Here is a 20030-nt window from a genome sequence, read left to right on the forward strand (position 1 = left end):
CTGACGGTGTCACGGGTGCGTCATGCGCAGCACGTCGAGGGCCTCGTCGAGCTGCTCACCCGTGAGGTCGCCGCGGTCCACGTAGCCCGACTCCAGCACCACCTGACGGATCGTCTTCTGCTCCGCCAGGGCCTTCTTGGCGACCTTGGCGGCCTCCTCGTACCCGATGTACTTGTTCAGCGGGGTCACGACGGACGGCGACGACTCGGCGTACTCGCGGGCCCGTTCGCGGTTCGCGGTGATGCCGTCGACGGTCCGGTCGGCGAGCAGGCGGCTGACGTTGGCGAGCAGCCGGACGGACTCCAGCACGTTCTTGGCGATGACCGGGAGCATGACGTTGAGCTCGAAGTTGCCGGCGGCGCCCGCGGCGGCCACGGTCGCGTCGTTCCCCGTCACCTGGGCGGCGACCATCAGCACGGCCTCGGGAATGACCGGATTCACCTTGCCCGGCATGATCGAGGACCCCGGCTGGAGGTCGGGCAGGTTGATCTCGGCGAGCCCGGTGCGCGGCCCGGACGCCATCCACCGCAGGTCGTTGGCGATCTTCGTCAGCCCGACCGCGATGGTCCGCAGCTGCCCGCTCGTCTCGACGATGCCGTCCCGCGCGCCCTGCGCCTCGAAGTGGTCGCGCGCCTCGGTGAGCGGCAGTCCCGTCGTGCGGGCGACCTCCTCGATCACGGCGGCGGCGAACCCGACCGGGGTGTTGATCCCGGTCCCCACCGCCGTTCCCCCCAGGGGCAGTTCGGCCAGCCGCGGCAGTGAGGCCCGCAGCCGCTCGACGCCGTACCGCACCTGCGCCGCGTAACCGCCGAACTCCTGGCCCAGCGTCACCGGCGTCGCGTCCATCAGGTGCGTGCGCCCGGACTTCACCACGTCGGCGAACTCCCCGGACTTGCGCTCCAGGGAGGCGGCGAGGTGCTCCAGGGCGGGGACGAGGTCGCGGGTGACGGCGGCGGTGGCGGCGATGTGGATGCTGGAGGGGAAGACGTCGTTGGACGACTGGGAGGCGTTCACGTGGTCGTTGGGGTGGACGTCCCGGCCGAGCCGCTCGGTGGCGAGGGTGGCGACGACCTCGTTGGTGTTCATGTTCGACGAGGTCCCGGAGCCCGTCTGGAAGACGTCCACCGGGAAGTGCTCGTCCCAGCGTCCCTCGGCCACCTCGGCGGCGGCGTCCGCGATGGCCTCGGCCACGTCCTTGTCGAGCACCCCCAGTTCGGCGTTCACCTTCGCGGCGGCCGCCTTGATCCGGGCGAGTGCCTCGATGTGGGCGCGCTCCAGGTGCTGCCCGGAGACCGGGAAGTTCTCCACGGCGCGCTGCGTCTGGGCCCGCCACTTGGCGTGCGCGGGGACGCGGACCTCACCCATGGAGTCGTGCTCGATGCGGTAGTCACTCATAACCGGTACAGCGTGGGGCGGACGGGGGATGTTCCCCCGTCCGCCCATTCGTGGTGCCCTCGCGGGCCGCGAGGGGCCGGAAACGGCCCGCGCGCGGCTAGCCGAGTCCGGGGCCCCGCACGGGGATCGTCGTGAACGTCGGCGCGGGCGCCGGGTCCTTGAAGAAGTCGTTGCCCTTGTCGTCGACGACGATGAACGCCGGGAAGTCCTCGACCTCGATCTTCCAGACGGCCTCCATGCCGAGCTCCTCGTACTCGACGACCTCGACCTTCTTGATGCAGTCCTGCGCGAGCCGCGCGGCCGGACCGCCGATCGACCCGAGGTAGAAGCCGCCGTGCGTGCCGCAGGCGTCGGTGACCTGCTGGGACCGGTTGCCCTTGGCGAGCATGACCTTGGAGCCGCCCGCCGCCTGGAACTGCTCGACGTAGGAGTCCATCCGCCCGGCGGTGGTCGGCCCGAAGGAGCCGGACGCGTACCCCTCGGGCGTCTTCGCGGGACCGGCGTAGTACACCGGGTGGTCCTTCAGGTACTGCGGCATCTCCTCGCCCGCGTCGAGGCGCTCCTTGATCTTGGCGTGCGCGATGTCGCGCGCCACGACGAGCGGCCCGGAGAGCGAGAGCCGGGTCTTGACCGGGTACTTGGTCAGCTCGGCGAGGATGTCGTCCATCGGCTGGTTGAGGTCGATCCGGACCACGTCCGCGGCCTCGTCGAGGTGCTCGTCGGTCGTGTCGGGGAGGAAGCGCGCCGGGTCGGTCTCCAGCTGCTCCAGGAAGACGCCCTCGGCGGTGATCTTCGCGACGGCCTGCCGGTCGGCGGAGCAGGACACCGCGATCGCGACCGGGCAGGACGCGCCGTGCCGCGGCAGCCGGACCACGCGCACGTCGTGGCAGAAGTACTTGCCGCCGAACTGTGCGCCGATGCCGATGCGCTGCGTCAGCTCGAAGACCTTCTCCTCCAGCTCCTTGTCCCGGAAGCCGTGCCCGAGCTCGGAGCCCTCGGCCGGGATCTCGTCCAGGTAGTGCGCGGAGGCGTACTTGGCGGTCTTGAGCGCGTACTCGGCGCTGGTGCCGCCGACGACGATCGCCAGGTGGTACGGCGGGCAGGCGGCCGTGCCGAGCGAACGGATCTTCTCCTCCAGGAACTTCATCATGGAGGACTCGTTCAGGACGGCCTTCGTCTCCTGGTACAGGAACGACTTGTTGGCCGAGCCGCCGCCCTTGGCCATGAAGAGGAACTTGTACGCGCCGCCGTCGGTCGCGTACAGCTCGATCTGGGCCGGCAGGTTGGAGCCGGTGTTCTTCTCGTCCCACATGGTCAGCGGGGCCATCTGCGAATAGCGCAGGTTCAGGTTCTTGTACGCGTCGTAGATGCCGCGCGAGAGGGCCGCCTCGTCGCCGCCCTCGGTGAGGACGTTCTGGCCGCGCTTGCCCATCACGATGGCCGTACCGGTGTCCTGGCACATCGGCAGGACGCCCGCGGCGGCGATGTTCGCGTTCTTCAGCAGGTCCAGCGCGACGAACTTGTCGTTGGCCGACGCCTCCGGGTCGTCGATGATCCGGCGCAGCTGCGCGAGGTGGGCGGGCCGCAGGTAGTGCTGGATGTCGTGGATGGCCTCGGCGGCCAGCTTGCGCAGCGCCTCCGGCTCCACCTTGAGGAAGGTCCGCCCGTCGGCCTCGAAGGTGGAGACACCCTCGGAGGTCACCAGCCGGTAGGGGGTGGTGTCCTCTCCCTGGGGGAGCAGATCGGTGTACGCGAACTCAGGCATCTCGCCCATTCCTCACTCGACAGACAGCGGCTGGCCTCCGTTGGCAGCGTCCACCAGCGTAGAACCTGGCGGAAGCGGCCCGCCTGTGAGGTAGGGCTCAGTTCGGGCGGCCGTGCGGGACGGTGCCGGACGCCGGAGTTCTCCACAGGTCGCGACAGGGGGTAGTCGCGATCTATCGCGTTTCGGTACGCTGCTGCCGTGGACCTTGACAAGAGCCCCGCCCCGACCGGTGACAGGCCGGACAGCCGGCCCGTCACGCCGACCGAGCTGCGCTGCTCCGACGCCGACCGCGACCGGATCGCGGACCTGCTGCGCGACGCCCTGGCCGAGGGCCGCCTCACCCCGGACGAGCACGCCGAGCGTGTGGAGGGCGTGCTGAGCGCCAAGACGGTGGGGCAGCTCGACGTGTTCGTGCGGGACCTGCCCGCCGCCCACGGGCGCCGCTCGGCCCCGTCGTTCGCGCCCGCGCCGAACCGCCCCACCGAGGGAGCGATCCCGGTGGACGCCGACGAGAACGTGGTGGCGGTGTTCAGCACCGCGGTCCGCAAGGGCCGCTGGCGGGCCGGCCGCCGCATGCACGCGTACGCGATCTTCGGCAACGTGGAGATCGACCTGAGCGAGGCGGTCTTCGAGTACCAGCAGGTCGTGATCAAGGCGGTCTCGGTCTTCGGCAACGTGGAGGTCCGCGTCCCGGAGAACGTGTCGCTGCGCGGCAGTGGCGGCGGTGTCCTCGGCAACTTCGAGGTGGCCACGCTGGACTCCGACGACCCCGACGCCCCCGTGATCTACGTCGACGGCATCGCCGTCCTGGGGAACGTGGAGGCGAAGCCCAAGCGGGGCAAGCTCGTCGCCGACATCCTCGACCGGGTGGCGCAGCACGTCTCGGGACGGGTTGACCGCGGTGTGCGCAAACACCTGGGGCACTGACGCCCGTGCCTCGGGCGGCGGCCGGAGCGGGCCGGTCCGCCCGTGCGGCTTGATGGGGACGGAGAAACTCCGCGCTTCGGAACGCAGTGCATAGGCGTGCGCACAGCGGGTAGGCCTTGCTGCATCGTCTCTCGGGGCGCTGCGAAAAGGTCCGCGGCGCCCGGCACGCTCGCGAAGCCGTCGTCAGGAGTAGACCGTGCTGCAACCGCCGCATCAGACCCTGCAGGTAGCTGCCGTTCCGGCCCAGCGGGCGCCAGTGCGGGACAGGGATCAGGAAGCCCCCTGGCACACGGAGGCCGTGTGCCGGCGTGACGAGGCGGGCCTGTTCTTCGCACCCTCCAAGGAACCCACCGCGGCCCGGCTGTCCCGCGAGGAGGCGGCGAAGCGGGTGTGCGCGCGCTGCCCCGTCATGGTCGAGTGCCGGGAGCACGCCCTCCTGCAGCCCGAGCCCTACGGCGTGTGGGGCGGCCTCACCGCCGCCGAGCGCCGCGTGGTGCTCGCCCGGCGCCGCCGCCGGGACGTCGAGCTCAAGAAGGCCGCGCGCGCCTCGGGGACGATAGCCGCCGCCGGCTGACCGGCGGCACGGACGCGAGAGGGGCGCCCTCCCCGCACGGGGGGCGCCCCTCTCCTCTCCGTCAGGGCCGCCGGTCGGGCGGCCGTGCGGTTCCGCTACTTGGCGCGGTCGAAGTCGATCGCGCTGTACGCCCGCAGCTTGCTCAGCCGGTGCTCCGAGGTGATCTGGCGGACCGTGCCCGACTTGGAGCGCATCACGATCGACTCGGTCGTGGCCGTCTCCGCGCGGTACCGCACCCCGCGCAGCAGTTCGCCGTCCGTGATGCCGGTCGCGACGAAGAAGACGTTCTCGCCGGACACCAGGTCGTCGGTGTAGAGGACCCGGTCGAGGTCGTGGCCCGCGTCGACGGCGCGGCTGCGCTCCTCGTCGTCCTTGGGCCACAGCTTGCCCTGGATGGTGCCGCCCAGGCACTTGACGGCGCAGGCCGAGATGATGCCCTCGGGCGTGCCGCCGATGCCGAGCAGCAGGTCGATGCCGGTGCCCTCGCGCAGCGCCAGGATCGAGCCGGCGACGTCGCCGTCGGAGATCAGCTTGATGCGGGCGCCGGTCTCGCGGATCTCGTCGATGATCCCGGCGTGCCGCGGCCGGTCGAGGATGACGACCGTGACGTCCTCGGGGGTGGAGCGCTTGGCCTTGGCGACGCGGCGGATGTTCACCGACACCGGGGCGTTGATGTCGACGAAGTCGGCGGCCTCCGGCCCGGTGACGAGCTTGTCCATGTAGAACACCGCGGACGGGTCGAACATGGTGCCGCGGTCGGCGGCGGCCAGCACCGCGATGGCGTTGGTCATGCCCTTCGCGGTCAGGGTGGTGCCGTCGATCGGGTCGACGGCGATGTCGCACTCGGGGCCCGTCCCGTCGCCGACCTGCTCTCCGTTGAAGAGCATCGGGGCCTCGTCCTTCTCCCCCTCGCCGATGACGACGACGCCGTTCATCGAGACGGTCGAGACGAGGGTCCGCATGGCCCGTACGGCGGCGCCGTCGGCGCCGTTCTTGTCACCGCGGCCGACCCAGCGGCCCGCGGCCATCGCGGCTGCTTCGGTGACCCGGACGAGTTCCAGGGCGAGGTTGCGGTCGGGGGCCTCTGAGGGGACCTCGAGTTCGGACGGCAAGTGATGCTCGGTCATCGGAGCGCACCTTTCTGATACGACGACGGCCGGATGAGGGTGTGCCCCGACTCTATCGTCAGGCAGACAAAATGAGCAGGGGGCCCCACGGATGAGCAGACCACTGCACCTGCGACGATAGGGGGCGTGGCAGGTATGAAAGGCAAGCAGACGGTCCGGGACATGATTCTGTCCCTGGGCTTCATCGGGCTGGTCGCGGGCTTCATCTACATCTTCGTTCCGCACGACGACTCCCAGCCCCCGGTCAAGCGCGTCGACTACACCGTCGAGCTGAGCACGGCCCGCCGCGCCGCCGCGTACCCGGTGGCGGCCCCGGAGGGGCTGCCGGCGGCCTGGAAGGCGACGTCCGTGCGGTTCGACGGCGAGAAGTTCGACGCCTGGCACCTCGGCTACCACGCCCCGGACGGCGAGTACGTGGCGGTCGAGCAGTCCACGCAGCGGCCGGGCGCCTTCATCGACGACGCCAGCCGGGGCGCCGAGGAGACGCCGAAGACGGAGCGCATCGGCGACCGGACGTGGCAGCGGTACGAGGGCGACCACTACGACGCGCTCGTGCTGAAGGAGAAGGGCTCCACCACGGTGGTGACCGGCACGGCGTCGTTCGCCGGGCTCGCGAAGATGGCCGAGGCCCTGCGCACCAGCTGAAACCGGTCAGGCACGGAACACGGAAGGGCCCCCCGGGCGATGTGCCGGGGGGCCCTTCCGTGCGTACTGCGGGATCAGACGGTGGTGATGACCTCGTCGGCCGCCAGGCGCGGGGAGCGCGGGAACCAGGCGTCGTCGCCCGGCTTGCCGATGTTGACGACCATCAGCGGGGTGTGGTCGTCGTCCAGGAACTCCTTCTGGACACCGGCGAAGTCGAAGCCGGTCATCGGTCCGGCGGCCAGGCCGGCGGCGCGGACGCCGATGATGAAGTACGCGGCCTGGAGGGCGGCGTTCAGCGCGGCGGCACCCTCACGGACCGGGCGCTCGGAGAAGAACGCGTCCTTGGCCTGCGGGAAGTGCGGGAAGAGCTGCGGCAGCTCCTCGTGGAACTCGTTGTCCGCGGCGAGGATCGCGACCAGCGGGGCGGTGGCCGTCTTCGGCTGGTTGCCCTCGGCCATCAGGGGGACCAGGCGGGCGCGGGCCTCGGCGGAGCGGACCAGGGTGATGCGCAGCGGCGACTGGTTGAAGGCGGTCGGGCCGTACTTGACCAGGTCGTAGATCGCCTGCACCTGCTCCTCGGTCACCGGCTCGTCGGTGAAGGTGTTCGCGGTGCGGGCCTCGCGGAACAGCAGGTCCTGGGCGGCGGGGTCAAGAACGAGAGACATGAAAGAGGAACCTTTTCGAGACGTGCGTCGGATCCGGTGGATCGGCTGACGTCCACGACAGTACGCCCAAGAAGTTCAAGGTTCAACAAAAGCGGGGCCGTCGTGATCCGCCTCACAACCACCGCTGCGTACGTGACGACCCGCGGGTCTCAGCCCGCGCCGGCGACGGGACTACTCCCCGTCCGCCCCGCTCCCGGGCTCGTCCTCCTCGGCGAGCGCGGCGTCCAGACGCGCCCGCGCCCCGTCCAGCCAGCGCCGGCACACCTTGGCCAGCTCCTCGCCCCGCTCCCACAGCGCCAGGGACTCCTCGAGGGTCGTCCCGCCCGCCTCCAGGCGCCGTACGACCTCGATCAGCTCGTCCCGCGCCTGCTCGTACCCGAGGGTCTCGTCCACCTTGCTGGTCATGCGCCCACCCTAGACATCGACTCGTACCGTGAATTCACCCTCGGCGACCCGCGCCCGCAGCGGCTCGTCCGCGGTGACCTCCTCCGGCACGCGCACCACGTGGCCGTCGGACTTCTGGAGCACCGCGTAGCCCCGCTTGAGGGTGGCGGCGGGGGAGAGCCCCACCACGCGCGCGTGCGTGTGCGTCAGCTCGGAGTCCGCCCGGTCGAGCTGGTGCCCGAGACAGCGCCGGGAGCGGTCGAGCAGCGACCCCACCTGGTCCGCGCGCTCGTCGATCATCCGGTGCGGATCCTCTATCGACGGGCGGGCCAGCGCGTGCGCCAGGCCGCGCTCCTCGCGGTCGAGGAAGGACTGCACCGCCCGGCGTGCCCGGTCCCGCAGGAACCGGACCCGCTCGTACTCCTCGCCGACGTCCGGGACGACCTTCTTCGCGGCGTCGGTCGGCGTGGACGCGCGCAGGTCGGCCACGTAGTCCAGGAGGGGCGTGTCGGGCTCGTGCCCGATCGCGGACACCACGGGCGTACGGCAGGACGCCACCGTCCGCACGAGCTGCTCGTCCGAGAAGGGCAGCAGGTCCTCCACGCTGCCGCCGCCCCGCGCCACGATGATCACGTCCACGTCGTCCAGCGCGTCCAGCTCCTTCACCGCCTGGACGACCTGCGGCACCGCGTGCACCCCCTGCACGGGGACGTTGCGCACCTCGAAGCGGACGGCCGGCCAGCGGTGCCGCGCGTTCTCCAGGACGTCACGCTCGGCCGCCGAGGCCCGCCCGCAGACGAGCCCGACGAGCTGCGGCAGGAACGGCAGGGGCTTCTTGCGTCCGGCCGCGAACAGGCCCTCGGCCGCCAGGGACTTCTTCAGCTGCTCCAGCCGGGCCAGCAGCTCGCCGACCCCCACCGGCTTGATCTCGGTGGCCCGCAGCGACAGCTGGCCCCGCGGCGCGTACCACTCCGGTTTGGCGAGGACGACCACGCGCGCGCCCTCGCTCACCACGTCGGCCACCGAATCGAACACCTGCCGGTAGCAGGTGACGCCCACCGAGATGTCGTGCGACGGGTCGCGCAGCGTCAGGAAGACGACGCCCGCGCCGGGGCGCCGCGACAACTGGGTGATCTGCCCCTCGACCCACACCGCGCCGAGCCGGTCGATCCACCCTCCGATGAGCCGCGACACCTCACCGACGGGCAGCGGGGCGTCCGCGGACGTGTTCAGAGCCATGCGCCCGAGCGTAACGGCCGGGACCGACAACCCCGGCGGCCTCACCGTCCGGTGCCCCGTCCCGGCCCGGTCAGCCGCGCGGCGCCGGTGTCCTGCCGCGCTGGGCGACCAGCACCGCCAGCCCGACCGCCAGCCAGAGGGCGCCCACCACCTGCGCCGTACCGGACGCCTCGACGATCACGGCGACGGTGATCGCGGCCCCGACCGCCGGCATCAGGACGTGCCGCCACCAGATGACCGGGCCGCTGCCGCGCAGCGCGAACCAGCCCACCACGCTCGCGTGCAGCAGCGTGAACGCGGTCAGCGCCCCGATGTCGACCACCGACACCAGGTGGTCGAGGCCGTCGTCGCGCCGCGCCGCCCACACCGCCGCGACCAGGGTGATGGCGGCCGCGCACAGCAGCGCCGCCCGCGGCACCCCGCCGTCGGTCCTCGACAGCGCCCGCGGCAGCCGCCGGTCGCGGGACATCGCGAACAGCAGCCGGCCCGCCGCCGCCTGCCCGGCGAGCGCCGCGAACGCCGCCCCGATCGCCTTGCTCACCGCCACCAGGTTGTGCAGCCAGTCGCCCACCGAGGCGTCCACGGCGTCGTAGAAGGCGGTCCCCTGCTTGACCGGGTCCGCGGCCAGCTCGGCGGACGAGGCCGGCTCCAGCAGCGCCACCAGGTACGTCTGCGCCACGAAGAGCAGCCCCGCGAGCGCCAGGCAGAACAGCACCGCCCGGGCGACCTTGTGCGCGCCGCCCGTCACCTCCTCCGCGAAGGAGGCGATCGCGTCGAAGCCCAGGTACGACAGCACGGCGACGGACACGGCGCCGATGACCGCCGACAGCGCGAACGGGCCCTGCGAGCCGTCGCCCGTCAGCGGGGACAGCCAGCCGCGCTGGGCCCCGTCGCGCGCGAGGACGACGACCGCCGAGACGACGAAGACGAGCAGGACCACGATCTCCATCGCCAGCACCAGGAAGCCCACCCGGGCCGCGGTCCGTACGCCCCACAGGTTCAGCAGCGTCGTGACGACCACGGCGAGAGCGGTCCACACCCACCGGGAGACCTCTGGGACCAGCGCGTTCATCGCGATCCCCGAGAAGAGGTACGCCACCGCCGGGATCAGCAGGTAGTCCAGCATCGCCATCCACCCGGCGACGAACCCGGCCCCGCTGCCCAGCCCCGCGCGCGCGTAGGCGAACACGGAACCCGCCTGGGGGACGACGCGCACCATCTGGGCGTAGCTGAAAGCGGTGAACGCCATCGCGACCGTCGCGACGACGTACACCAGCGCGACCGCGCCGTGCGACCGGGCGTCGAGCGTCCCGAAGACACCCACCGGCGCCATCGGGGCGATGAACAGCAGCCCGTAGACCACCAGGTCCCGGAAGCCCAGACTGCGCCGCAGCCCGCGTTCCTCCCCGGCGCCACCCGCCGCGCCGGCCGTGGTCTGCGTGTCGGACATCCGTGCCTCCCGAGCGTCGCCTCCGGTCCCGCCCCTCCCCGATCCTTCCCGGTCCCGCCGCGGAGGCGATCTTCGACCCGCCGGGCGCGGCCTTACGATGGTCTGCATGACCGCTTCGTCTGGCCGCCGTGTCCTGCTCGCCGCCCCCCGTGGCTACTGCGCGGGTGTGGACCGCGCCGTGATCGCCGTCGAGAAGGCCCTGGAGCAGTACGGGGCCCCCATCTACGTCCGTCACGAGATCGTCCACAACAAGTACGTGGTGCAGACCCTGGAGAAGAAGGGCGCCATCTTCGTCGAACAGACGGCCGAGGTCCCCGAGGGGTCCATCGTCATGTTCTCGGCACACGGCGTGGCCCCGGTCGTCCACGACGAGGCGGCGCGCGGCAAGCTCGCCACCATCGACGCGACCTGCCCCCTGGTCACCAAGGTGCACAAGGAGGCCGTCCGCTTCGCCAACGACGACTTCGACATCCTTCTGATCGGCCACGAGGGCCACGAGGAGGTCATCGGCACCTCCGGCGAGGCGCCCGACCACATCACCCTCGTCGACGGCCCCGAGGACGTCGCCAAGGTCGAGGTCCGCGACCCGTCCAAGGTCGTCTGGCTCTCCCAGACCACGCTGTCGGTGGACGAGACGATGGAGACGGTCGACGCGCTGAAGGAGAAGTTCCCGCAGCTCATCTCCCCGCCCAGCGACGACATCTGCTACGCCACGCAGAACCGCCAGCTCGCCGTGAAGCAGATGGGCGCCGAGGCCGAGCTGGTGATCGTGGTCGGCTCGCGCAACTCCTCCAACTCCAAGCGGCTCGTCGAGGTCGCCAAGCTCGCGGGCTCGCGTGAGGCGTACCTCGTGGACTTCGCCGACGAGATCGACGACGCGTGGCTGGAGGGCGTCACCACCGTCGGCGTCACCTCGGGCGCCTCCGTACCGGAGGTGCTGGTCGAGCAGGTCCTGGAGCGGCTCGCCGGCCAGGGCTTCGAGGACGTCGAGCTGGTCAAGGCCGCCGAGGAGTCCATCACCTTCTCGCTGCCGAAGGAGCTGCGCCGCGACCTGCGCGCGGAGGCCGCCGCCCTCGTCGCGGAGCGCACTGCCCGCAAGTGACGGCTCCCCCGGAAGTACGGGGGCCGGGGAGTGACTGTCAGTCGTACGACGTAACGTAGAGCCATGCAGATCTTCGGTGTGGACATCGGCGGGTCCGGGATCAAGGGCGCCCCGGTGGACCTGGATCAGGGCGAGCTGACCCAAGAGCGTCACAAGGTGCTGACCCCGCACCCGGCCACCCCCGACGCGGTGGCGGACGGCGTGAAGGAGGTCGTGGACCACTTCGGCTGGAGCGGCCCCGTCGGGATCACGTTCCCCGGGGTGGTCACCGGCGGCTCCACGATCCGTACGGCGGCCAACGTGGACAAGCGCTGGATCGACACGGACGCGCGCGCCCTGCTGGGCGAGCGGCTGGGCGGCCTCCCGGTGACCGTGCTCAACGACGCCGACGCGGCGGGCGTCGCCGAGATGCGCTTCGGCGAGGGCCGCGGCCGCAAGGGCACGGTCATCATGCTCACGTTCGGCACGGGCATCGGCAGCGCCCTCTTCGTCGACGGCGTCCTCGTGCCCAACACGGAGCTGGGCCACCTGGAGCTGCACGGCCACGACGCCGAGAAGCGCGCCTCCACCAAGGTCAAGGAGGACAACGACCTGACGTGGGAGCACTGGGCGTCCCGCGTCGAGAAGTACCTGGCGCACGTGGAGATGCTCTTCTCGCCCGACCTCTTCATCATCGGCGGCGGCGTCAGCCGCAAGGCCCACAAGTTCCTGCCGCTGATCGAGGGCATCAAGGCGGAGATGGTCCCGGCGGCCCTGCAGAACAACGCGGGCATCGTCGGCGCGGCGATGCGGGCGGCCGAGCAGGCGTAGGGGGCGACCCCGCGCGCGGGAACCGCCCGGACGGACGGTGCGCACGCCTCGCGGACGACGGTCGTCGCGCGCGACCCGGCCGGGCGGAGGGTCCGCACGTCCGGCGGACGGCGATCACCGCGTGCGACTTGGCCGTGCGGACGGTGTGCACACCGCGCGGGCCAAGGTCACCGTGTGCGATCCGGTCGGGCGGACGGTGCGGACACCCGGCGGACGACGGTCACGGGCCCGCACACCTGGCGGACGAGGGTCACCGGGCAAGTGCCACGGCGGACGGCGGTCACCTCGTGCGGTCCGGCCCCGGGCGGACCCGGGGCGTCGTTCACGCGGTGGGGCGGCGGCGGGCCGGGGCAGTGGCGGGCCGCGGTGCGGTGGCGGCTCGGGGGGCCTGGGGGCGGCGCCGGGTGGCCCGGCGGGTCATCTGGCGCGCCTTGCGCACGGTCGCGATGAGCCCGGCGACCAGCGTGCCGCCGTACAGCCAGCCGGCCTGCGTGGCGAGCGCGGTGACGAGCCCCATCAGGTGCCCGCCGAAGCCCCCGCCCCCGTCGGCGACGGGCAGCAGCCCGAACGCGAACGCGATCGGCACGACGACCGGCGCGGTGACGAGGTCGCCGCGCCGCACCCAGATCGCCGTCACCGCGCAGACCGGCAGGAACAGCACGCCGTACACCGTCAGGGACGCTCCGAACAGCAACTGGTCGAGGCAGGCGAGCGCGAACATCAGCGCCCCGCAGAACAGTCCGCTGCCGAGCCCGGTCAGACGCGGGTTGGGCATCCGGCGTACCGCGTGCACCAGCGGGGACACGGGGCGCCGGGCGCCGGGCGTGCCCCGCTGGACGCCGCTCCCGCCCCGGGGGGCGCCGGCCGCGCCGCGCGGTACGGCGGCGGTGCCGCGCCCCGCGGGCGGGGTCCGGGCGGGGCGGCCCGCGGCCGAGCCGCCCCGCCCCGTCTGCGGGGGCAGGGGCGTGCCTCGTCGGGTCCTGGGCTGCGGGGGGCGCGTCCTGTGTTGCTCCACCGGACCAACTTAGGTCGTTTTATGTGCCGAATGACCCCTGGGACACGCCGACGGACAGACCTTGGCCATGCGTTCGATACGTCGCCGGTGCGAGGCCACGCACGCCGTAGACTGGTGGATCGGCCCGCTCACCACGTAGGCCCTGCCGCCCCTCCTCTCGTACGGGAAGTCGCAACGTGTCGCTCACGATCGGAATCGTCGGTCTGCCCAATGTCGGCAAGTCGACCCTGTTCAACGCCCTGACCAAGAACGACGTGCTGGCGGCCAACTACCCGTTCGCCACGATCGAGCCGAACGTGGGCGTGGTCGGCGTCCCCGACCCCCGCCTCACGAAGCTGGCCGAGATCTTCTCCTCGCAGCGCGTCCTGCCGGCGACCGTCGACTTCGTCGACATCGCGGGCATCGTGAAGGGCGCCTCGGAGGGCGAGGGCCTGGGCAACAAGTTCCTCGCCAACATCCGTGAGTCCGACGCGATCTGCCAGGTCATCCGCGCCTTCAAGGACGAGAACGTCGTCCACGTCGACGGCAAGGTCTCGCCGAAGGACGACATCGAGACCATCAACACCGAGTTGATCCTCGCCGACCTCCAGACCATCGAGAAGGTCCTGCCGCGCCTCCAGAAGGAGTCGCGCATCAAGAAGGACATCGCGCCGAAGGTCAAGGCGGTCGAGGAGGCCAAGGAGATCCTGGAGCGCGGCGACACGCTCTTCTCCGCGGGCATCGTCCAGGGCTCCGGCAACGAGGAGCTCCTGCACGACCTGCACCTGCTGACCACCAAGCCGTTCCTCTACGTCTTCAACGTGGACGAGGACGAGCTGACCGACGACGCCTTCAAGGACGAGCAGCGCGCGCTGGTCGCCCCGGCCGAGGCGATCTTCCTGAACGCCAAGCTGGAGCAGGACCTCGCCGAGCTCGACGAGGAGGACGCGATGGAACTCCTCCAGTCCGTCGGCGCCGAGGAGCCGGGTCTCACGACCCTGGCCCGGGTCGGCTTCGCCACCCTGGGACTCCAGACCTACCTGACGGCCGGCCCGAAGGAATCCCGCGCCTGGACCATCAAGAAGGGCGCCACCGCCCCCGAGGCCGCCGGAGTCATCCACACCGACTTCCAGAAGGGCTTCATCAAGGCGGAGGTCATCTCCTTCCACGACCTGGTCGAGACCGGCTCGGTCGCCGAGGCCCGCGCCAAGGGCAAGGCCCGCATGGAGGGCAAGGACTACGTCATGCAGGACGGGGACGTGGTGGAGTTCCGCTTCAACGTCTGAGCGGATGAAATGACACCACGTCGGTGACGTGGCAAACATGCGGGTCAGAAGGGGTCGACTCCTCCGGGGACCGGCCCCTTCGGCCTGATGGAGTGATCACCACGTGCGCAGAAGGCTCCATGTGAGAGGTCTGTCCGTGCCGGACCTGTGCTGGATGTTGAGGCGCTGGATCAGTCGGGATCAGGTGTCGTAAACGGTGGAGCGATGCCCGACGTGGACGACCCACACCACGAGCTCTCCGTTGTCGATCGTGTAGACGATCCGGTAGTCGCCGACTCGCAGGCGACGGCGTTCTGGCTGTGACACGAGCGCAGTGGTGTTGAAGCCGAGGGGGTCGTTCTCCAACTCGGCCAGTTTGGCCAGGATGCGCAGGGCCATGTCACGAGGGATCTTTCGGAGCTCGGCCTGTGCCTCGGGGCGGAAGGCGGTTCGGTACTCACTCACCGCGTGCCAGCGTCTCCCTCATGACGTCCTCAATTGGGATGCCGGGTGCCGGGTTGGCCATACGCTCGTCGATGATCCGGTTGATCTCGCGTTCATCCCACTCCTGGTACTTGCGCAGCACCTCGATGGAGACGACGGCGGCCACTTCCTTGCCCCGACGCGTGATCACTGTGGGTACGTCGTCGCGATCGGCGCGCTCCACGACCTCGGCGAGGTGGGCACGCACGTCGCGGATGGACTCTATGGGCAGCGGCTGGGTCATGCGCTCAAGGGTACCGAGTGTCCCGTGTGTACACCACGCGTGCCGTGGCGGGCGGACGAGTCTTCTCGCGGTCGTGCGTGGTTGCCGACTTTTCAGCTGCTTCGGGCCGGTGTGAGCTTGTCGAGGTCCAGGCTGACCTCGAAGGGCACCGGGCGCTGGAGGGTGCCTCGGAAGATACCGGCCGGCGCGTAGGCGCCGGTGGGTCCGTCGAGCTCGTAGACGTGGACGACGGGTGCCCCGTTCTCGTCCCTCGATGCACCAGTAGTGCGGGATGCCGGCCTCCGCGTACTTGCGGGGCTTCACGGTGCGATCGCGATGGGCGGACTCGGGTGACACTGCCTCCACGACGAGCTTCACGTCCTCCGGGGCGTACCAGGTGCGGTCGGGGTCGTAGGGCAGGTCAGTCAGCAGGAGGTCCGGCTCGGGGCGGTTGCGGGCATCCAGGCGGATCGTCATTTCGCGCTCCACCTCGAAGCCGGCCGGCGCCTGCGCCATGAGCGTGGTGGTCAGGGCGGTGACGAGACGGCCATGTCAGGACCGCTGGGGCGACGTCATGAAGACGAGGGCTCCGTCGATCAGCTCGGTGTGACGGGGCGCCTCGGGGAGGCGGTCGAGGTCCTCCGCGAACCAGCCTTCCGCGCGCGGCGGGCGCATCCAGTCGGGCAGTGCGGTCATGGCTTCACGCTAGCGCCTGCGGCCCGGGCCGAGGAGCGAATGGCACGGCGAGTGGAGCGCCGGCGGCTTGCTGCCGGCCGGCGCATCGCGCCCCTTGTCCCACGCGGCGCAGCCCTCTTCCGGCGGTCCGTTGTCGGTGGGGCGTGGAAGACTGCGCGGGTCGGGGCGGGCAGGTGGACGGATCGGTGTGCGAGGGGCGTCATGGCGGGTGTCGACGGGGCGGGCGGGCCCTCCGCGGTGCCGGGCGCGCGCGGCACGCGGGCCCGTGACCGGGCGGCGACGGAGCGCGCGGAACCGCCCGTGGGACGCCGGGCCAGGGAGCTGCTCGCCGAGGGCGGGCGGCTGTACGAGGCCGCCCGCGGTGTCCTCGCCGACCACGCCCGCGCCCTGGAGGCCGTACGGTCGGCGCTGGTGCCGCTGCGGGCCGAACTCGTCGCCGGCGAGCTGGAGTCCATCCCCGTCTCCCGGCTGAAGGACGTCACCGAGGGCCGGCTCCGGCTCGGGGCGATCGAGGCGGCCGGGCTCGGCTCCGTGCGGGCGGTGCACGAGGCGAGCCGCTACGAGCTGCGGCAGATCCCCGGAGTCGGTGCGCAGACCGCCGACCAGGCGCTCGCCGCCGCCCGCCAGATCGCCCGGGCGGTCGAGGAGACCGTCTCCGTACGCATCGACGTGGACCGTCCCGAGCCCCGCACCACCGCCCTGGTCGTCGCGCTGCGCAGGCTGGTCGAGGCGGGACCCGAGCTGCGGCGGGCCGTGGACGCGGCGGGGCGGCTGGACGAGCGGCTCGGGGCGCTGCTGCCCGCGGCGCGCCCGGCCGTCGGCCGGCTGCGCATGGCGCTCGCCGGGCGCCACGGGCGGGACAGCGCCGTCGCGGCGATCACCGAACTCCTGGAGCTGACGGCCGACGCGAGGGCGCGCGGCCTGCGGCTGCTGCTCGCCCAGGCGTCGACGGACCTGCTGCGCGAACCGGCCTCCGACATCGAGGCGTGGGTCGACTTCGAGCTGCGTTCCGCGGACTACTACAGCCAGCTCGCCGAGGTGTCGGACCAGGCGCCGGACGTCGCGGCGGCCGAGGGCTTCCTGCCGTCCGAGGTCGCCGAGCGCGTGCACGCCCAGGCGCTGGACGACACCCACCTCCGGGTGTCGCTGCGCGGCTACCAGTCCTTCGGCGCCCGTTTCGCGCTCGCGCAGCGCCGGGTCGTGCTCGGCGACGAGATGGGGCTCGGCAAGACGGTCCAGGCGATCGCCGCGCTGGCGCATCTCGCGGCGCAGGGGCAGAGCCACTTCCTGGTGGTGTGCCCCGCCAGTGTGCTGATCAACTGGACGCGTGAGATCCGCGCGCGCAGCACCCTGCGCGCCGTGCCGGTGCACGGTCCCGACCGTCGGGAGGCTTACGCCGAGTGGTGCGAGCGCGGCGGCGTCGCGATCACCACCTTCGACGTCCTGCACACCCTCACCGGAGCGCACGGCGGGGCAGCGGTGACGGGGGCGGACGGCGCGGCGGCGATGGAGGCGGACGGCTCGGCCGGGTCCGCGCGGCGGGGTCGTGGCGGGCGGCCGTCCCGGGGCGCCGGGGTACCGCGGCCGTCCAGGGGTTCCGGGCGGGCGCGGTCGGCCGGGGGATCCGGCGAGGCGCGGCCTGCCCTCACGCCCGCGGGGGCCAGGCCCGGCATGCTCGTCGTCGACGAGGCGCACTACGTGAAGAACCCGGAGACCCGTCGCTCCAGAGCCGTCGCCGCCTGGACCGCGTACTGCGACCGCGTCCTGTTCCTGACGGGCACGCCGATGGAGAACCGGGTGGGGGAGTTCCGCAGCCTGGTCCGCCATCTGCGCCCCGAGCTGGTGCCCGGCATCCACGCGAGCGACGCGGTCGCCGGACCGCACGCCTTCCGCAGGTCGGTCGCGCCCGCCTACCTCCGGCGCAACCAGCGGGACGTCCTGACGGAACTGCCCGCGCTGGTCGAGGTGGACGAGTGGGAGGAGTTCGGCACCGCCGACCGCGGGGCCTACCGCGAGGCCGTCGAGGCGGGGAACTTCATGGCGATGCGACGGGCCGCGTACGCCGACGCGAAGGGCTCGGCCAAGCTCCAGCGGTTGCGTGAACTGGTGACGGAGGCGGCGGAGAACGGGCTGAAGGTCGTGGTGTTCTCGTACTTCCGGGACGTGCTCGCGACCGTCCACACCGCCCTGGGCGAGGACGTGTTCGGGCCGATCTCCGGGGCGGTGCCCGCCGGCCGCCGGCAACTCATGGTCGACGAGTTCGCGGCGGCCGACGGGCACGCGGTGCTGCTCTGCCAGATCGAGGCGGGCGGCGTCGGCCTCAACCTCCAGGCGGCGTCCGTGGTGATCCTGTGCGAGCCGCAGGTCAAGCCGACCCTGGAGCACCAGGCCGTGGCCCGCGCCCACCGCATGGGGCAGGTGCGCACGGTCCAGGTGCACCGCCTGCTCGCCGCGGACAGCGTGGACGAGCGGCTGCTGGAGATCCTGAAGAACAAGGACCGGCTGTTCGACGCCTACGCGCGCCGCAGTGACGTGGCGGAGGCGACGCCCGACGCGGTCGACGTCTCGGACGACCGGCTGGCCCGCCGTCTGGTCGAGGAGGAGCAGCAGCGGCTGGCCGCGGCGGCCGGCGGCTGACCGGGGCTCAGATGCCGTGCACCCGGGCCACGGTGAACGGCGTGCGCGGTGTGCCCGGCCCCATCGGCCCGCCCTGGTCGAACTGCGAGCGGACCACGAGGGTCCGGCCGTGGTGCCGTACGAGGGTGGTCGGGATCTGGAGCGAGGCGTCGGTGACACGGCGTTCCAGGCGGGCCGCCGTGCCGTCGCGCGAGAGGCGCCAGCGGCTGATGGTGTTGGTCGTGTTGTGTGCCGCCCACAGGGTGCCGTTGACCAGTTCGAGTCCGTCGGCGTGCCGCAGGTCGCCGCCGGACAGCGCGACGGGGCGTACGGCGCCGGTGGCCAGGTCCACGCGGTGGAGGGTGCCCGCCGCCATGTCGACCGTGAACAGGTGCCGGCCGGCGGCGACGATGCCGTTCAGGGTGAAGGTGCCGGGGGCGTGCGGGGTGAGGACGCCGCCGAGTTCGTACGCCGTGGTCAGTACCGAGCGGCCGCCGCGCGCGGTCGCCCGGGCGAGGTCCGCCGGTGTCACGCGGTAGACGACCTCGCGCACGCTGTCCGTCAGCCAGGCGCTGCCGTCCGGGGTGATCGCCAGGTCGTTGACGAAGCGCGGCGCGTCGCCGGGCACGTCGAAGCGGGCCAGCAGGGCCCGGGAGCGCAGGTCGTAGACGTCCACGCCGGCCGTCGAGTCGGTCACCCAGAGCCGGCCGGCGCGGTCGGTCTTCAGCCCGTTGGCCGTGGTGCGGCCGTCCGTACCGGCGGGGAGGAAGACCTCGGCCGTGCGGCGGCCGGGCGTGGTGCGGTAGACGGCACCGGTGGCGTACGAACCCACGTACAGGTGGCCCGTCCGGGGGTCGGCGGCGATGCCCTCGGGGTAGACGTGGTCGCCCGGGAGTTCGTACGCGGTGGTGACGCGCGGGGCGGGGGTGCGGGAGGCGGCGGTGGCCGCGGGCGGTACGGAGGTCGCGGTCGCCGCGGCGGTGAGTGCGGCGGCGGTCAGGAAGGTGCGGCGCTGGATCGAACGGGACACGACGGTGCCTCTCGGTCGGCGGCTGCAGAATGCTCGCAGCGAGTCGAGTGCGAACGTAGATTAGAGTTCTAATGCTCGTCAAGGTGCTTATTGATGATCAGGGGCTCAGCGCCGTGTCGCCGTACGATGCGGGGATGACGTCCATGCCCGCGGCCGAGCGCCTCGGCTCCCACATCAAGCGGGCCGAGCAGGCTCTCAACGCGACGAAGACCGCCGTCCTCAAGCCGGCCGGGCTGACCGTCGCGCAGTACGGGGCGCTGCTGCACCTCGGCGCCAACGCCGGTATCTCGGCCGCCGCGCTGGCCCGCCTGTGCGGGGTCACCCCGCCCACGATGAACACGGTCCTGAAGAACCTCCAGGACCGCGGCTACATCGAGCGCACGCCGCACGCCTGGCACCGGAACGTGCTGGAGACCCGCCTCACCGACGCGGGGCGGGCGGTCATGGCCGACGCGGACGTACGGGCGGTGCGGGTCGAGCGGGCCCTGGCGGCCGAGTTCACGGACGAGGAGCGGGAGGCGCTGATCGGCCTGCTGGGGCGCTGCGTCGACCTGCTGGAGAAGGAACGGCCCTGAGCCGCCCTCGGGTCCTGAGGCGCCCTGGGGCCCTGGGGCCCTGAGAGCCCGAAGGGTTCGCCGCG

At 72.0% G+C, this 20030-nt stretch carries 19 protein-coding genes and 1 pseudogene; 8 read left to right on the plus strand and 12 right to left on the minus strand.

Going from position 1 to position 20030, the window contains the following annotated elements; translation table 11 throughout:
• Positions 1-9: 9 nt before the first annotated feature.
• Both ACWGIS_RS12205 and ACWGIS_RS12210 read right to left on the minus strand, forming a co-directional pair.
• Complete coding sequence (locus tag ACWGIS_RS12205; protein ID WP_453362311.1) at positions 10-1395, minus strand: class II fumarate hydratase; 1386 nt, start codon at positions 1393-1395, stop codon at positions 10-12.
• Positions 1396-1492: 97 nt separating this feature from the next.
• Positions 1493-3160, minus strand: a complete 1668-nt coding sequence (locus ACWGIS_RS12210) for a fumarate hydratase (protein WP_453362312.1) — start codon at positions 3158-3160, stop codon at positions 1493-1495.
• 198 nt (positions 3161-3358) lie between these two features.
• On the opposite strand from ACWGIS_RS12210, the gene ACWGIS_RS12215 reads away from it, so the two are divergent.
• Entirely contained in the window at positions 3359-4087 is a 729-nt protein-coding gene (locus ACWGIS_RS12215) for a DUF1707 SHOCT-like domain-containing protein (RefSeq protein ID WP_453362313.1), read from the plus strand.
• Between the two features lie 196 nt (positions 4088-4283).
• Positions 4284-4661: a WhiB family transcriptional regulator gene (locus ACWGIS_RS12220; protein ID WP_355780924.1), complete on the plus strand. Its 378-nt coding sequence runs from the start codon at positions 4284-4286 to the stop codon at positions 4659-4661.
• A 95-nt stretch (positions 4662-4756) separates the two neighbouring features.
• Here the strand turns inward: ACWGIS_RS12220 and glpX are convergent, their stop codons facing one another.
• Positions 4757-5788, minus strand: a complete 1032-nt coding sequence (gene glpX, locus ACWGIS_RS12225; protein ID WP_453362314.1) for a class II fructose-bisphosphatase — start codon at positions 5786-5788, stop codon at positions 4757-4759.
• A 126-nt stretch (positions 5789-5914) separates the two neighbouring features.
• Here glpX and ACWGIS_RS12230 point away from each other — a divergent pair, with 126 nt between their 5' ends.
• On the plus strand, positions 5915-6433 hold the full coding sequence (locus ACWGIS_RS12230) for a DUF4245 domain-containing protein (protein ID WP_453362315.1): 519 nt from the start codon (positions 5915-5917) through the stop codon (positions 6431-6433).
• A 74-nt stretch (positions 6434-6507) separates the two neighbouring features.
• Here ACWGIS_RS12230 and ACWGIS_RS12235 read toward each other — a convergent pair whose 3' ends face one another.
• The 4 genes from ACWGIS_RS12235 to ACWGIS_RS12250 form a co-directional block, all read right to left on the minus strand.
• Entirely contained in the window at positions 6508-7098 is a 591-nt protein-coding gene (locus ACWGIS_RS12235) for a malonic semialdehyde reductase (RefSeq protein ID WP_453362316.1), read from the minus strand.
• A gap of 171 nt (positions 7099-7269) precedes the next feature.
• Positions 7270-7503 (minus strand): exodeoxyribonuclease VII small subunit, encoded by a 234-nt coding sequence (locus ACWGIS_RS12240; protein WP_453362317.1) that lies wholly within the window; start codon positions 7501-7503, stop codon positions 7270-7272.
• Positions 7504-7512: 9 nt separating this feature from the next.
• A complete protein-coding gene (gene xseA / locus ACWGIS_RS12245) occupies positions 7513-8721 on the minus strand; it encodes an exodeoxyribonuclease VII large subunit (protein WP_453362318.1) in 1209 nt (402 codons plus the stop codon).
• A 70-nt stretch (positions 8722-8791) separates the two neighbouring features.
• Entirely contained in the window at positions 8792-10171 is a 1380-nt protein-coding gene (locus ACWGIS_RS12250; RefSeq protein ID WP_453362319.1) for an APC family permease, read from the minus strand.
• A gap of 97 nt (positions 10172-10268) precedes the next feature.
• Between ACWGIS_RS12250 and ACWGIS_RS12255 the strand changes: the two genes are divergently transcribed.
• On the plus strand, positions 10269-11273 hold the full coding sequence (locus tag ACWGIS_RS12255; RefSeq protein WP_453362320.1) for a 4-hydroxy-3-methylbut-2-enyl diphosphate reductase: 1005 nt from the start codon (positions 10269-10271) through the stop codon (positions 11271-11273).
• Between the two features lie 63 nt (positions 11274-11336).
• Complete coding sequence (ppgK, locus tag ACWGIS_RS12260; protein WP_453362321.1) at positions 11337-12083, plus strand: polyphosphate--glucose phosphotransferase; 747 nt, start codon at positions 11337-11339, stop codon at positions 12081-12083.
• 322 nt (positions 12084-12405) lie between these two features.
• Here ppgK and ACWGIS_RS12265 read toward each other — a convergent pair whose 3' ends face one another.
• Entirely contained in the window at positions 12406-13098 is a 693-nt protein-coding gene (locus ACWGIS_RS12265; protein WP_453362322.1) for a DUF6542 domain-containing protein, read from the minus strand.
• A gap of 176 nt (positions 13099-13274) precedes the next feature.
• Here ACWGIS_RS12265 and ychF point away from each other — a divergent pair, with 176 nt between their 5' ends.
• A complete protein-coding gene (gene ychF / locus ACWGIS_RS12270; protein ID WP_355784614.1) occupies positions 13275-14363 on the plus strand; it encodes a redox-regulated ATPase YchF in 1089 nt (362 codons plus the stop codon).
• A gap of 180 nt (positions 14364-14543) precedes the next feature.
• Here ychF and ACWGIS_RS12275 read toward each other — a convergent pair whose 3' ends face one another.
• From ACWGIS_RS12275 to ACWGIS_RS12285, 3 genes and pseudogenes are all read right to left on the minus strand, one after another.
• Positions 14544-14807: a type II toxin-antitoxin system RelE family toxin gene (locus ACWGIS_RS12275; protein WP_453362323.1), complete on the minus strand. Its 264-nt coding sequence runs from the start codon at positions 14805-14807 to the stop codon at positions 14544-14546.
• A complete protein-coding gene (locus tag ACWGIS_RS12280; protein WP_453362324.1) occupies positions 14800-15069 on the minus strand; it encodes a type II toxin-antitoxin system Phd/YefM family antitoxin in 270 nt (89 codons plus the stop codon). The genes ACWGIS_RS12275 and ACWGIS_RS12280 overlap by 8 nt, the downstream gene beginning before the upstream one ends.
• 92 nt (positions 15070-15161) lie before the next feature.
• Positions 15162-15744, minus strand: a pseudogene (locus tag ACWGIS_RS12285) (Uma2 family endonuclease).
• Between the two features lie 201 nt (positions 15745-15945).
• Between ACWGIS_RS12285 and ACWGIS_RS12290 the strand changes: the two are divergent.
• Positions 15946-18381 carry a DEAD/DEAH box helicase gene (locus ACWGIS_RS12290; protein WP_453362325.1) on the plus strand — a complete coding sequence of 812 codons (2436 nt, stop codon included), beginning with the start codon at positions 15946-15948 and terminating at the stop codon, positions 18379-18381.
• Between the two features lie 7 nt (positions 18382-18388).
• Here the strand turns inward: ACWGIS_RS12290 and ACWGIS_RS12295 are convergent, their stop codons facing one another.
• Positions 18389-19390, minus strand: a complete 1002-nt coding sequence (locus ACWGIS_RS12295; protein ID WP_453362326.1) for an SMP-30/gluconolactonase/LRE family protein — start codon at positions 19388-19390, stop codon at positions 18389-18391.
• A gap of 134 nt (positions 19391-19524) precedes the next feature.
• Between ACWGIS_RS12295 and ACWGIS_RS12300 the strand changes: the two genes are divergently transcribed.
• Positions 19525-19965 (plus strand): MarR family winged helix-turn-helix transcriptional regulator, encoded by a 441-nt coding sequence (locus ACWGIS_RS12300; RefSeq protein ID WP_453362327.1) that lies wholly within the window; start codon positions 19525-19527, stop codon positions 19963-19965.
• Positions 19966-20030 lie beyond the last annotated feature (65 nt).

The sequence above is a fragment of the Streptomyces sp. NPDC054842 genome, from assembly GCF_053611025.1.

Bases quoted from the DNA above. Each gene is read 5' to 3' on its own strand.
- ACWGIS_RS12205 (WP_453362311.1), bottom strand. From the start codon at position 1,395: ATGAGTGACTACCGCATCGAGCACGACTCCATGGGTGAGGTCCGCGTC.
- ACWGIS_RS12210 (WP_453362312.1), bottom strand. From the start codon at position 3,160: ATGCCTGAGTTCGCGTACACCGATCTGCTCCCCCAGGGAGAGGACACC.
- glpX (WP_453362314.1), bottom strand. From the start codon at position 5,788: ATGACCGAGCATCACTTGCCGTCCGAACTCGAGGTCCCCTCAGAGGCC.
- ACWGIS_RS12235 (WP_453362316.1), bottom strand. From the start codon at position 7,098: ATGTCTCTCGTTCTTGACCCCGCCGCCCAGGACCTGCTGTTCCGCGAG.
- ACWGIS_RS12240 (WP_453362317.1), bottom strand. From the start codon at position 7,503: ATGACCAGCAAGGTGGACGAGACCCTCGGGTACGAGCAGGCGCGGGAC.
- xseA (WP_453362318.1), bottom strand. From the start codon at position 8,721: ATGGCTCTGAACACGTCCGCGGACGCCCCGCTGCCCGTCGGTGAGGTG.
- ACWGIS_RS12250 (WP_453362319.1), bottom strand. From the start codon at position 10,171: ATGTCCGACACGCAGACCACGGCCGGCGCGGCGGGTGGCGCCGGGGAG.
- ACWGIS_RS12255 (WP_453362320.1), top strand. From the start codon at position 10,269: ATGGTCTGCATGACCGCTTCGTCTGGCCGCCGTGTCCTGCTCGCCGCC.
- ppgK (WP_453362321.1), top strand. From the start codon at position 11,337: ATGCAGATCTTCGGTGTGGACATCGGCGGGTCCGGGATCAAGGGCGCC.
- ACWGIS_RS12280 (WP_453362324.1), bottom strand. From the start codon at position 15,069: ATGACCCAGCCGCTGCCCATAGAGTCCATCCGCGACGTGCGTGCCCAC.
- ACWGIS_RS12290 (WP_453362325.1), top strand. From the start codon at position 15,946: ATGGCGGGTGTCGACGGGGCGGGCGGGCCCTCCGCGGTGCCGGGCGCG.
- ACWGIS_RS12300 (WP_453362327.1), top strand. From the start codon at position 19,525: ATGACGTCCATGCCCGCGGCCGAGCGCCTCGGCTCCCACATCAAGCGG.